Origin of the sequence: Sphingobium sp. SCG-1 (assembly GCF_002953135.1) — a bacterium.
Taxonomy (GTDB): Bacteria; Pseudomonadota; Alphaproteobacteria; order Sphingomonadales; family Sphingomonadaceae; genus Sphingobium.
Genome location: NZ_CP026372.1, coordinates 2,371,388 through 2,383,363 on the forward strand (window position 1 = coordinate 2,371,388; position 11,976 = coordinate 2,383,363).

At 60.4% G+C, this 11,976-nt stretch carries 10 protein-coding genes and 2 tRNA genes; 6 read left to right on the top strand and 6 right to left on the bottom strand.

The window, feature by feature from the left end:
* Positions 1-20 precede the first annotated feature (20 nt).
* The 3 genes from C1T17_RS10865 to C1T17_RS10875 are packed head-to-tail and all read right to left on the bottom strand — an operon-like array spanning position 21 to position 4,085.
* On the bottom strand, positions 21-605 hold the full coding sequence (locus tag C1T17_RS10865) for an anthranilate synthase component II (RefSeq protein WP_104955155.1): 585 nt from the start codon (positions 603-605) through the stop codon (positions 21-23).
* A 7-nt stretch (positions 606-612) separates the two neighbouring features.
* Positions 613-2,127, bottom strand: a complete 1,515-nt coding sequence (gene trpE, locus C1T17_RS10870; protein ID WP_104953464.1) for an anthranilate synthase component I — start codon at positions 2,125-2,127, stop codon at positions 613-615.
* Positions 2,128-2,132: 5 nt separating this feature from the next.
* A complete protein-coding gene (locus tag C1T17_RS10875; protein WP_104953465.1) occupies positions 2,133-4,085 on the bottom strand; it encodes a peptidylprolyl isomerase in 1,953 nt (650 codons plus the stop codon).
* A 161-nt stretch (positions 4,086-4,246) separates the two neighbouring features.
* On the opposite strand from C1T17_RS10875, the gene tpiA reads away from it, so the two are divergent.
* The 6 genes from tpiA to C1T17_RS10905 all read left to right on the top strand — a co-directional run bounded on the left by tpiA (position 4,247) and on the right by C1T17_RS10905 (position 10,480).
* Positions 4,247-4,990, top strand: coding sequence for a triose-phosphate isomerase (tpiA, locus tag C1T17_RS10880; RefSeq protein ID WP_104953466.1), 744 nt, complete (start codon positions 4,247-4,249; stop codon positions 4,988-4,990).
* Positions 4,991-5,078: 88 nt separating this feature from the next.
* Positions 5,079-5,477 carry a preprotein translocase subunit SecG gene (secG, locus tag C1T17_RS10885; protein WP_104955156.1) on the top strand — a complete coding sequence of 133 codons (399 nt, stop codon included), beginning with the start codon at positions 5,079-5,081 and terminating at the stop codon, positions 5,475-5,477.
* Positions 5,478-5,584: 107 nt separating this feature from the next.
* Positions 5,585-7,219: a CTP synthase gene (locus C1T17_RS10890; protein WP_104953467.1), complete on the top strand. Its 1,635-nt coding sequence runs from the start codon at positions 5,585-5,587 to the stop codon at positions 7,217-7,219.
* A 54-nt stretch (positions 7,220-7,273) separates the two neighbouring features.
* Positions 7,274-7,951, top strand: a complete 678-nt coding sequence (locus tag C1T17_RS10895) for a Crp/Fnr family transcriptional regulator (RefSeq protein ID WP_104953468.1) — start codon at positions 7,274-7,276, stop codon at positions 7,949-7,951.
* Between the two features lie 58 nt (positions 7,952-8,009).
* Positions 8,010-8,084 (top strand) — tRNA-Val (locus C1T17_RS10900).
* Between the two features lie 119 nt (positions 8,085-8,203).
* Positions 8,204-10,480 carry a S9 family peptidase gene (locus C1T17_RS10905; protein WP_223262544.1) on the top strand — a complete coding sequence of 759 codons (2,277 nt, stop codon included), beginning with the start codon at positions 8,204-8,206 and terminating at the stop codon, positions 10,478-10,480.
* 15 nt (positions 10,481-10,495) lie between these two features.
* Here C1T17_RS10905 and C1T17_RS10910 read toward each other — a convergent pair whose 3' ends face one another.
* The 3 genes from C1T17_RS10910 to folK all read right to left on the bottom strand — a co-directional run bounded on the left by C1T17_RS10910 (position 10,496) and on the right by folK (position 11,930).
* On the bottom strand, positions 10,496-11,188 hold the full coding sequence (locus tag C1T17_RS10910) for a class I SAM-dependent methyltransferase (RefSeq protein ID WP_223262545.1): 693 nt from the start codon (positions 11,186-11,188) through the stop codon (positions 10,496-10,498).
* 102 nt (positions 11,189-11,290) lie between these two features.
* Positions 11,291-11,366: transfer RNA gene (locus C1T17_RS10915), tRNA-Lys, on the bottom strand.
* Positions 11,367-11,405: 39 nt separating this feature from the next.
* On the bottom strand, positions 11,406-11,930 hold the full coding sequence (folK, locus tag C1T17_RS10920; RefSeq protein ID WP_104955159.1) for a 2-amino-4-hydroxy-6-hydroxymethyldihydropteridine diphosphokinase: 525 nt from the start codon (positions 11,928-11,930) through the stop codon (positions 11,406-11,408).
* Between the last annotated feature and the right edge of the window lie 46 nt (positions 11,931-11,976).

An 11,976-nucleotide genomic window follows, 5' to 3' on the forward strand; every position in this document is an offset into this window, starting at 1 on the left:
ATGCTGTCGAGCGAAACCGCTCAGGTGCGTTCTTTCACCTTCATGCCTGCTGCGGTCATGAAGTTGGCTAGCATGGCGTGACCATGCTCCGTTGCGATGCTTTCCGGATGGAATTGGACGCTGTGGATCGGCAGATCGTGGTGCCGAAACCCCATCACTGAGCCATCGTCGCTGGTGGCGTTGACGACCAGAGCCTTGGGTATGTCCTCGACGATCAGCGAGTGATAGCGCGTCGCCGTGAACGGCGAGGGCAAGCCCAGGAACAACCCCGTGCCGTCATGCGTGATCGGAGACGTCTTGCCGTGCATGAGGCCACCGCGCACCACGCGGCCGCCAAAATATTGCCCGATGGATTGATGACCAAGGCACACCCCCAGCAGCGGCTTGCCCGCATCCGCGCATGCACCGACGATGTCGAGGCTGATCCCCGCTTCGTTCGGCGTGCATGGGCCAGGCGAGAGCAGGAACGCCTCGGCGCCGGAGGACATTGCCTGGCCGGCGGACATGGCATCGTTACGGACGACTTCGACTTCCGCGCCAAGTTCCATCAGATAGTGGACGAGGTTCCAGGTGAAGCTGTCGTAATTGTCGATGACGAGGATCATGGTGCCGTCATTGCCCGAAATCGGCGTTTCGCGCAATCGCGACAGCCTCGCGGGCGGCAGCGAGCAGCGCGCCGCTCTTCGCCTCGCATTCGCGCTGCTCGTAGGCTGGATCGCTGTCGGCGACGATGCCCGCCCCCGCCTGGACGTGCATCACGCCGTCCTTCAGCACCGCAGTCCGCAATACAATGCAGCTATCCATATTGCCGTTCGGGCTGAAGTAACCGACGCCGCCTGCATAAGCACCGCGCGATTCAGGCTCAAGTTCAGCGATAATTTCGCAGGCGCGTACCTTTGGCGCGCCACTAACTGTGCCAGCCGGAAACCCTGCGAACAGGGCATCTAGCGCATCCTTGCTGCTGTCGATCTGCCCGACGACATTGGAGACGACATGCATGACGTGACTGTAGAATTCCACGCCATAGCTGTCGGTCACAGTGACGGTTCCCGCCCGCGCGACGCGACCAACGTCGTTACGGCCAAGGTCAAGCAACATCAGGTGTTCGGCGCGTTCTTTGGGGTCGGCTAGGAGGCTCTCGCGATTGGCGGCGTCTTCGGTTGCGGTTCTGCCGCGCGGGCGGGTGCCAGCAATCGGACGGATCGTGACTTCGCCGTCCCGCGCGCGCACAAGAATTTCCGGGCTGGAGCCAATAAGTGCAAAGCCCGGAAGATCGAGATAATATAGGAATGGCGACGGATTGATCCGGCGTAGCGCGCGATACAGCGCGATTGGCGGCAAGGTAAAGGGGCTGGTGAAGCGCTGCGCCAATACGACCTGAAAAATATCACCCGCGACGATGTAGTCTTTCGCCTTCAGCACCATTTCTTCATAGCGGCCCTGCGGCAGCACGGGCGTGACGGCGACATCGGATAGATCGATGGCGGGTGCGGCTTTCGGGATCGGGCCGGCGATGCGCGCAGAGGCGGCGTCAATGCGTTCGTGGGCGGCGGCAATTGCCTTGTCCGGGTCGGTAAAGCTACCGTTCCATACAGGCGCAACTAGAAACAATGCGTCGGCCAGCCGATCAAAGACAAGGATTAGCGTAGGCCGCACGAACAGGATGTCTGGCACATCGATTGGATTGGCTGTCGGTCGTCGGAGCTTCTCGACCAAACCTATCGTCTCATAGCCGAAATAGCCGACAAGACATGCCAGAGCGGAGGGTAGAGCCGCATCCATATCAGCTTTGCATTCTTCCACCAGTGCACGGAGCGACGCCAATGTGCCAAGATCTGTCGGCGCGAACGCCTCTCGGTCCGTCTGCCATTGGCGGTTGATTTCCGCTCGATTGCCCATGGCGCGAAAGACAAGATCTGGCGCAAGCCCAATCAGACTGTGTCGTCCGCGTACTGCGCCGCCCTCGACGGACTCGAGCAGGAAATCGCCCCGGTCCGGTTCGAACAGCTTCAGTGCGGCAGAAATCGGTGTGTCAGTATCCGCAATCTGCCGCTGCCACACGAGTGCGGAGCGCCCTTCGCTCAACGCCTGCTTCGCCGCCCTGTCGCCCTCTGACTCGAAACTCATGGGGATCAGGGTGTTGCGCCGTTAGCAGCACGCAGCGCCTGCTTGACCTTGGCAATGGCGGCGGCATCGCGCTTTACGCTTAGTTCCTTCTCCATCGAGCGTTCGAACTGATCGGCATATTCGTTACCGGCAACCTGCGACAATTGTGTGCGGACATTCTCCACCAGCGCCGGCTGCTTGGCAGCGTCGGCGCGTTGAATCTGGTTCAACTGGATAACGAACGCGCCTTGGTCGTTAGGTATGGCAAGCGTCTTGACGCTCTTGGGCGCCATCGAGAACAGCAGTGCGATCTCGGCGGGCGGGCGTTGCTCTCCGCGCATGAGATCCGCTCTGCGGCCTGCGACCGGTTGAGACGCGGGCAGCGGCACCCCAATGGACTTGATCGCTTCATCAAGCGGCATACCCTTGGCTACCTTCACGCGAATCTGTTCGGCAACGGCCTTGGCTTTCGCTGCGCCCTGGGCAAGCGCGAACTGTTTGGCGATCACGTCGCGGACTTTCGCCAGCGGCGGCGGAGCAGCAGGGATGATCTCGCTGACGTCCAGAAGCGCATAACGCTGGTTCGGTACAATGGGGACGAGCTGTGCATCATCATCCGCAGTCATGTCGAAGCCAGGCTTGAGCAGGGGCTGCAAGTCAGCCGAGGCCTTGAAGGCAGCATCTTGAACGCTCTGGCCTGTGGATACCACAGGTAGCGAGGTCTCGATCGAAAGGCCATTATCTTTCGCGACTTCGTCGAAGGTTGCACCTTCCGCGACTTGATCCTCAATCTTGCCCGTGAAGTCGCTGATAAGCTGTGCGACCTTCTGGCTTCTCAGCGCTGCGACGATCTCAGGGCGAACCTGCGAGATGGCGCGCTCTGGCACGACATCGGTGCTGGTCACGCGTAGCACCTGCCATCCAAGTCCGGTGCGTATCGGCCCGACCAGGCCATCCTTCGGAGCAGCAAAAACAGCCTGCGCGACGGCGGCATTAGCATCGCGGGCTAGCGCTTCCTTCGTCTGCTTGGGCAGCGACGCCACTGCAAGGCCAGCGGCCCGTGCGGCATCCTGCATCGACTTGCCGCCTTTCACGTCGGCAACGATGGTCTTTGCCGCTGCTTCGGTGGGCAGTACGAGACGATCGACATTGCGCGTTTCGCTGCGCGCGTAATGAGTTCGGTTGCTATTGTAATAAGCTGCGATTTCGGCATCGGTGGGGTTCGCTGCTCCAGCGAACCTTGCAGCATCGATAAGCGCATAGCGCAGGCGCCGTTGCTCCGGAATCGTATAGCGCTCAGCGTTCTTAGCGTAGAAATCCCGTAGCTGTGCGTCGGTCGCCGGCGTTTTCGGTGCAAAAGCAGCAGCAGGGATCGCCGCGATCCGTCCCGCCCGTGCTTCGAGCAGCAATGAAGCATAAGGCAGCACTAGGCTGTCGCTCAAGCGCACGCCGAGGCCTGCCGGCCCTACCAGTTGCTTGCCGATCAGATCGCGCGCAATGTCGTCGCGAAGCGTCTGTTCGTTGACGCCTTCGCGGGCCAGAAGCTGACGAAACAAGTCGTCGCTGAACTTGCCGGATGCATCCTGAAACGCGGGGATTGCTGCAATCTGACCATCCACCATGCGCTTGGATACGCTCATGCCCTGATCGTCTGCATAGGCCGAAACCGTCAGGCCCGCGACAAGCTGGTCATAAACCTGCTCGACGGCGCCCTTCGCCAGAAACTCGTTGATTTGCAGCCCCGGATTATTCCGGCGCTCCTGCTCGAAAACTCTCTGCGTGCGCGATTGAAGTTCGGTCAGCGACAGCTTCTCTCCGCCTACCTTTGCGGCCGTACCTCCGCCGCCGCTAAGCGAACCGAGACCGCCGGTGTTGGTGATATCCCCGGCCGCGAAAGCGAAGGCAATTACGGCCAAAAAGCCCAGCGCGATGAACGCCCCGATCTTGGAACCTAGGAAACGGCGGAAAAAGCTGAGCATGATTGTCCGGAACTGATGGGCTGAGAAGCGTTGCCCGCCGCTTTACGGTCGAATCCTCCCGCTGTCGAGTGGGCCGGGTTTAAGGGCCGCAGGGGTGGACAATGGCGGGCGGGCCGCTATCGACTGCGCCGCAACATCCATTTCGTGCAGGAGATAGGACAATGGCCAGGCGCAAGCTGGTAGTCGGCAACTGGAAGATGAACGGGTTGCGGGCGCACCTCCCACAGATCGCTGCAATTGGCGAAGAGGCTGCGGCTTATCCGTCTGTAGAGACGGGCCTTTGCGTGCCCGCTACGTTGATCACGATGGCGAACGAAGTCAAAGGCGCGGCCTTCATCGGCGGGCAGGATTGCCACGCGAAGGGCAACGGTGCGCACACCGGATGCCTGGCTGCGGACATGCTCAAGGAAGCCGGCGCCACCTGGGTGATCGTCGGCCATAGCGAACGCCGGGCGGATCAGGGAGAAACGGACTCCGATGTAGCAGGCAAAGCGCTCGCCGCGCATGCGCAGGGTCTTAAAGTGATCCTCTGCGTGGGCGAAAGCCTTGAGATTCGCGATAGCGGGGAAGCTCTGTCGTTCGTTCTGGCACAACTCGAAGCATCACTCCCGGAGGGGGCGGCGTCCGATTGGCTGTCGATCGCCTACGAGCCAGTATGGTGCATCGGCACCGGGCGCATTCCGACCATGGATCAGATCGCAGACATGCATGGCTCGATCCGCAATGCGTTGGTCCAACGCATCGGCGATGACGGCAACGCCATGCGCATTCTCTATGGCGGTTCGGTCAACGCCGCAAACGCTGCGGAAGTGTTCGCCGTCGCGGATGTCGATGGCGGCCTTGTCGGTGGCGCAAGTCTGAAGGTCGAAAGCTTCGGACCGATCATCGCGGCAGCCGCGGCATAATGCCTGATCCCGTTGCGAGGTTGAACCCTCGGCTCAACCTCGCTATGTGCGCGGCAACATATAATTTCCCGGACAGTTTAGTCGCATGATCTTTACCTTTCTTCTCGTCGTCCAGGCGATCATCGCCGCAGGGCTGGTCACGGTGATCCTGATGCAGCGCTCTGAGGGCGGTGGTCTGGGCGTCGGCGGCAGTCCTTCGGGCCTGATGTCGGCACGCGGTGCGGCCAACTTCCTGACGCGGGCGACGACGATTCTCGCGACGCTGTTCGTGGGGTTGAGCGTGGTGCTCGCGGTCATCGCGTCCGTTCAGCACGCGCCAAGCAATATCGATACCTCGCTGGCGAAGACGGCTCCGGCAGCGCCGGCTGGCAACAACGCGCCACCTCTCGCCGGCGGTGATCCGCTTGCCGGTGCCGCGCAATCGGTCAGCAATGAGACTGCACCGGCCATCAAGACCGGTAACGAGACTGTGCCGCTCGCCAACTAATCGTCGCGTTTCGATCCAGCAAAGTTCTTCGCTCGAAACTATTTTTGCGAGCGCGCGGATTCGCGCGCTTGCCCAACTCGTTTGTAAAAGGCTAAGCCTCTTATCCCATGGCGCGGTATATATTCATCACCGGCGGCGTGGTCTCCTCGCTTGGCAAGGGCCTCATGGCCGCCAGCCTTGCAGCATTGCTGCAAGCACGAGGATATCGCGTGCGAATCCGCAAGTTCGATCCGTATCTGAACGTCGATCCGGGGACGATGTCTCCCTATCAGCATGGTGAAGTATACGTCACGGACGACGGTGCCGAGACGGATCTCGATCTTGGCCATTATGAGCGCTTTACTGGCGTTCCCAGCCGCCAGTCCGACAACGTAACCCAAGGCCGCGTCTACCAGACGATCATAACCAAGGAGCGTCGCGGCGATTATCTGGGCGCCACGGTTCAGGTGATTCCGCATGTCACGGATGAGATTAAAGCGTTCGCTCTGACCGACACCGACGGCATCGACTTCGTGCTGTGCGAGATCGGCGGGACAGTCGGCGATATTGAAAGCCTGCCGTTTATGGAGGCGATCCGTCAGCTTCATAATGACCTTGGCCGCAATCAGTCGATCTTCGTGCACGTAACGCTGGTGCCCTATATCGCGGCGGCGGGCGAATTAAAGACCAAGCCGACGCAGCACAGCGTCCGTGAACTGACGTCGCTCGGCATCCAGCCGGACATCCTGCTATGCCGTTGCGAACAGCCCTTGCCGGATAGCGAGCGCGCCAAGATCGCGCTGTTCTGTAACGTGCGCAAAGAAGCCGTAATCCCCGCATTGGACGCGTCCAGCATCTATTCCGTGCCTGCCCAATATCATGCCGAAGGCCTCGACGAGGAAGTCCTGCGCGCCTTCGGGATCGAGGACGCCAAGCAGCCGATACTGGACCGCTGGGACGACATCATGGACCGGCATGCCAATCCGGAAGGCCAGGTCACGATCGGCGTGGTGGGCAAATATGTCGGCCTTCCCGACGCCTATAAGTCGCTGCACGAGGCTCTGGTTCACGGTGGACTTCACAACCGCGTGAAAGTCCATATCCGCTGGATCGATGCGGAACTGTTCGAGAAGGACGACGACAGCATCACCGCTGCGCTTGAGCCGATGCACGGCATTCTCGTTCCCGGCGGCTTCGGCGTGCGCGGCAGTGAAGGGAAGATCGCCAGCGTCCGCTTCGCGCGCGAGCGTCGCGTGCCGTTCTTCGGAATATGCCTCGGCATGCAGATGGCATGCATCGAAGGCGCTCGGAACACGGCGGGCATCGAAGACGCCTCAACCACGGAATTTGGCGAGACCAGCGAGCCGGTCGTCGGCCTCATCACCGAATGGATGGGGGCCGAAGGTCTGCAAAAGCGCCAGCATGGTGGCGATCTGGGCGGCACGATGCGGCTGGGCGCTTATACTGCGAAGCTTAGCGGCAACAGCGTAGTCGCGGGCATCTACAAGGCTGACGAGATCAGCGAGCGGCATCGGCATCGCTATGAAGTGAACGCTGGGTATCGCGAACCCCTTGAAAAAGGCGGACTGATGTTCTCCGGCATGTCGCCGGACGGCACGCTCCCGGAAATCGTTGAGCGGCCCGATCATCCCTGGTTCGTCGGCGTGCAGTTCCATCCTGAGCTGAAATCCAAACCTTTCGATCCGCATCCGCTATTCGCCAGCTTTATTGAGGCTGCCGTCAAGCAGAGCCGGTTGGTCTGAGCACGACTTGGCTTCTTCGGCCTCTCGTCGCATAACGTGCTGAGGGAGTGTCGCATGGATATCAGCACATTATATCCGAAGATGCCGGAGCACAGCCTGCTACGCTCGCTCGGACCAGAAGATCTTGCGCACCTGCTGGTCGACGCACGCGAGCATAAGGCGAAAAAAGGTGAGGTGCTGCTGCAGCAGGGGGACAAAGGTGATTTCCTCATCATCCTACTGGACGGGCAGGCGCGCGTCACGGTCTATTCCGCAAATGGTCGAGAGATCGTTCTGGAGTATGCGACACCTGGAACGGTCTTGGGCGAAATCGCGCTGATCGATGGCGGCGTCCGCAGCGCCAGCGTCATAACGATGGGCCCGGTGCGATATCTTACTTTATCCCGCCCGGTATTCGAGCGCGTGATCGCCGCCAATCACGGCATTGCCCTCCGGCTCATGCGTGAAATGGCGATGCGCCTGCGACTGGCGAACGAGACCATCGAGACGGATCGCGCATATGGAGCAGCGCCCCGACTGGCGCGCTTCCTCATGCGATTGCTCAAGAACGCCGAGACAAACGTCATTTCGCTCAGCCAGACAGAACTTGCGATGTTCGCGGGCATCAGCCGGGAGAATATTAACCGGCAACTGGCGCTCTGGGCGCAGGTCGGGATCGTAGAACTGGAACATGGCAAGATCCGAGTTCTGGAAGTAGATCCGTTGGAAGAAATCGCCGACGCTATGGAGTGAGCGCGCAGCGCCACCTTGACAGCTACGCAGTCCAATGCCAATGCGCGGCTCCGTTCGGGGGCGCGTAGCTCAGTGGTAGAGCACACCCTTCACACGGGTGGGGTCGCAAGTTCAATCCTTGCCGCGCCCACCATCCCCGAATACATCGTGAATCATAGCGCGGCCGCTGCCAGAATAGATGACATGCGGCCCTTCCCTGATGTCCAGACTGGTCCTAGGATCGTCGGCCAAGTTACAAAAGGATTGGAATTAATGGCGTCGAAGCATTGCGGCTGGAGCATGTCCGTCTATCTGGCATTGTCGGTCGTATTCAGCCCTTATGCGCTGGCGCAAGCCGCCAAGGCAGACGCGGTGACGGCACCAGCAACGCAGCAACTCACGCTGGAGCGGGTGTTCGCAAGCCCCGACCTGTCCGGTCCGCAACCCCGCGCGCTCAAACTGTCGCCGGATGGCACATTGGTGACGCTCTTGAAACCCCGCGCCGACGAGAAGGAACGCTATGATCTATGGGCCATCGACACGCGCACCGGCGCGGAGCGTATACTCATCGATTCGAAGAAGGTCGGCAGCGGAGCTGCGCTCAGCGAAGCGGAGAAGATGCAGCGCGAGCGCGCCCGTATCGGCGACAGCAAGGGGATCGTCGCCTATGACTGGTCGCCTGACGGCAAGCAGATCATGGTTCCGCTGGACGGCGACCTGTATCTCGCCAACCTCTCGGGGCAAGTGAAGCGGCTGACCAACACGCCGCAGGGCGAACTCAATCCAACGGTCAGCCCGGCAGGCGGCTATGTTTCCTTCGTCCGCGACGGCAATCTCTTTGTCGCCGATGCTGGCGGTCGCAGCGAAAAGCAGGTGACGCGGGGAGCATCGGAGACGGTGAGTTGGGGCGTCGCGGAATTCGTGGCGCAGGAAGAAATGGACCGCACCACCGGGCATTGGTGGGCACCGGGTGATCGCTACATTGCCGTGGCCCGCGTCGATGAAAGTCCCGTCGGTATCGTCACGCGCGCGGCGATCGGGGCAGACGGCACCAGTGTCTATTCGCAGCGCTATCCCAAGGCCGGAACGCGGAACGCGCTGGTCGACCTCTATGTGATGAAGCCGGATGGCTCGGCACAGGTGAAGGTCGACCTTGGCAGTGATCCCGATGTCTATCTGGCGCGCGTCAACTGGTCGAGCAAGGGCGACACGCTGTACGTTCAGCGCGAGACGCGCGATCAGAAGCGGCTCGATCTGCTGGCCGTCGATCCTGTGACGGGCAAGTCGTCAGTCGTTCTCACCGAGCGTGCGAAGACTTGGATCAACCTCCACTCCAATTTTCGGGCGCTGGCCGATGGCAGCTTCCTGTGGTGGTCGGAGCGCACCGGGCATGGCCATTTATATCATGTGAAGGGCAGTAAATGGACGACCCTTACCGAAGGTCCATGGGAAGTCCGTCAGGTGCTTGGCGTCGATGAGGGCAGGGGCCTTGTCTATTTCACCGGCAACCGGGAAACCCCGCTGGAGGATCAACTCTACAGCGCCTCGCTGAAAGGCGGCAAGCGACCCGCTGCCCCCCGCCAGCTAACCGCCAGCGGCTGGTGGAACGAGGCCGTGATGGACAGCAAGGCCACGCGGGTAATCGTGAGCCGGAGCAATACGGACAATCCCAAACAAGTCTATCTGGCCGACGCCAGCGGCGCGCGTCTTCGCTGGCTGTCGGAAAATGCCCTGAACGCCAGCCATCCCTATGCCCCCTATCTGGGTGCGCATGTGAAGACCGCGTTCGGTACGTTGAATGCCGCGGACGGCTCCACGCTCTACACGAAGATCATCACGCCGCCGCTGGAGCCAGGGAAGCGCTATCCCGTGTTCATGATCCATTATGGCGGCCCCGGTGCGGGGCGGCAGGTCACGAACCAGTGGAGCGGAGCGCTCAACCAATATCTCGTCCAGCAGGGCTGGATCGTCTATGCGATCGACAATCGCGGGACGCCCGATCGCGGCAAGGCGTTCGAGGATCAGATATACAAGGCGATGGGCACGGTCGAGGTTGACGATCAACTCGCCGGAGCCAAGTGGCTCAAGGCGCAGCCCTTCGTCGATCCCGCACGAATCGCGACCTATGGTTGGTCCTATGGCGGATATATGACGCTGAAGCTGCTTCAGAAGGCCCCTGGTACATTCATGGCGGGAATCGCGGGTGCGCCGGTGACCAAATGGGATTTGTACGACACGCACTATACCGAAAGATATCTCGGTGATCCCAATGCGAAGAACAGCGCCTATCCTGCGTCGGGAGCGATCGAGGAAGCGGCGTTGCTGAAAGACCCGATGCTGCTGATCCATGGCATGTCCGACGACAATGTGGTGTTCGAAAACTCGACCGCGCTCATGGCAAAGATGCAGGGCAGCGCGACGCCGTTCGAAACGATGGTGTATCCCGGCCAGACGCATCGCGTGGCTGGCCCGAAGATATCGGTGCATCTGTGGCGCACCATCCTCGATTTTCTGAACAGGCACGATCCGAAAGCAGCAGATGCGCGGTAATATTCCCGTTTCGGATTAGCGAATCGCAATAAGAGATTTGCTGAGGCCCGCGAACTTCTCTCGTGCAATCTTCGCGTCCGGGAACAGTGCGGCCATCTGACGCGCCGTCAGCAGATTGACGGTCTGCACGTTTCGCATGGCATCGTGAAAACTGGCTTCCGGCCCGCGAAATCCCAGCTTGTGTTTGGTCAGTATGCTCGCGCGCACGGATTCAGGCAGCCAGTGGAAGAATAATGTTCGATAATGCGGTTCCAGCGGGAAACCGTAGTTCGGTGTTTGCACGAAATAGTGCGGGGCAAGCCTTTGAATTTCTTTCGCCATTGCAGTGATTTCTGCCCAGTGACCGACATGCTCGATGACGCTGTTAGAATGGACGATATCAAAGCTATTGTTGGGATGCTGGGCCAGATTGCAAGCATCGCCGCCCAGCAGGCGATATGGCGGATCGTTCCTCGCTTCCGCGCCAATGTTGATGATAGTTATGTCTAGCGGTAGGTGCTGCCAAAGATCCCTGACGCCTTCCCAATATGCACGTGTGCCGCCTAGATCGAGCAATCTTATAGTATCCTTGCCCACCGCGATGCGGTCCAGCAGGCTCTGTAACATGTAGAACCGCTTACGACGGAACCGGTTAACGTTCGCGGCGGGAGACGGCACCCCTTCTATTGATGTCACACCCGCACGTTTCGCCCTGTCTTCGGATATCATCAATGATCCCCCTCACGCTTTGCGCCAAAGCCTTATCAACCGACATCGAATTGCGCAAAGCACATGCTGGCGCGAACTTGTCAAAGCCCATTCATTGGAAAGTGGTGAGTCCAGCTGGGTTCGAACCAGCGACCTACTGATTAAAAGTCAGTTGCTCTACCGACTGAGCTATGGACCCACGGCGCGACAGATTGCCGGGCGATGCGGTAGCGGTGCCCTAAAGGGGGTTGGCGTGATGGTCAACCGGCATCCTGCGAGCGAGGCGTGCGGATAGCTGTTTGATGGTATGGCCGCTCACCGGGTCGCGCCATTGCGGCGCGATCTCGGCCAGCGCATGCAGGACGAATGTCCGATCCCGAAAGGCGACATGCGGAATGGCCAGCTTGGGATCGGACCAAATGCCGCCGGACCAAAGAATGATGTCGAGATCAAGCGTCCGCGCGCCCCAGCGCCGATGACGGCGGCGACCATAGCGGTCTTCGAGTCCGTGAAGGTGAAGGAGGAGACCAGGCGGCAACAGGCTGCTCTCGATGATCGCGACGGCATTGGCATAATGGCGGTGGGAGGGCCCCAATGGCGCGGATTGTAGGATAGCAGAAGCCGTCACCAGAGAAAGCGGCGTATTATTTAGTAACCCGAGGGCCGCGTCCACCAACGCCGTCGGTCCCAGGTTTCGGGAAAGCGAGCGGTTCGATCCGATCGCAACGGCATATGTGTAGGAAGGCGCGCTTGCTTCGGTCATCCCGGGCGGATTATCGAACGATGGCGGCATTGCAAATGTGCTTATG

Excerpts from the sequence above, each read along its gene's own strand:
- C1T17_RS10865 (WP_104955155.1), bottom strand. The coding sequence starts at position 605 with ATGATCCTCGTCATCGACAATTACGACAGCTTCACCTGGAACCTCGTC.
- trpE (WP_104953464.1), bottom strand. The coding sequence starts at position 2,127 with ATGAGTTTCGAGTCAGAGGGCGACAGGGCGGCGAAGCAGGCGTTGAGC.
- C1T17_RS10875 (WP_104953465.1), bottom strand. The coding sequence starts at position 4,085 with ATGCTCAGCTTTTTCCGCCGTTTCCTAGGTTCCAAGATCGGGGCGTTC.
- tpiA (WP_104953466.1), top strand. The coding sequence starts at position 4,247 with ATGGCCAGGCGCAAGCTGGTAGTCGGCAACTGGAAGATGAACGGGTTG.
- C1T17_RS10890 (WP_104953467.1), top strand. The coding sequence starts at position 5,585 with ATGGCGCGGTATATATTCATCACCGGCGGCGTGGTCTCCTCGCTTGGC.
- C1T17_RS10895 (WP_104953468.1), top strand. The coding sequence starts at position 7,274 with ATGGATATCAGCACATTATATCCGAAGATGCCGGAGCACAGCCTGCTA.
- C1T17_RS10905 (WP_223262544.1), top strand. The coding sequence starts at position 8,204 with ATGGCGTCGAAGCATTGCGGCTGGAGCATGTCCGTCTATCTGGCATTG.
- C1T17_RS10910 (WP_223262545.1), bottom strand. The coding sequence starts at position 11,188 with ATGATATCCGAAGACAGGGCGAAACGTGCGGGTGTGACATCAATAGAA.
- folK (WP_104955159.1), bottom strand. The coding sequence starts at position 11,930 with ATGACCGAAGCAAGCGCGCCTTCCTACACATATGCCGTTGCGATCGGA.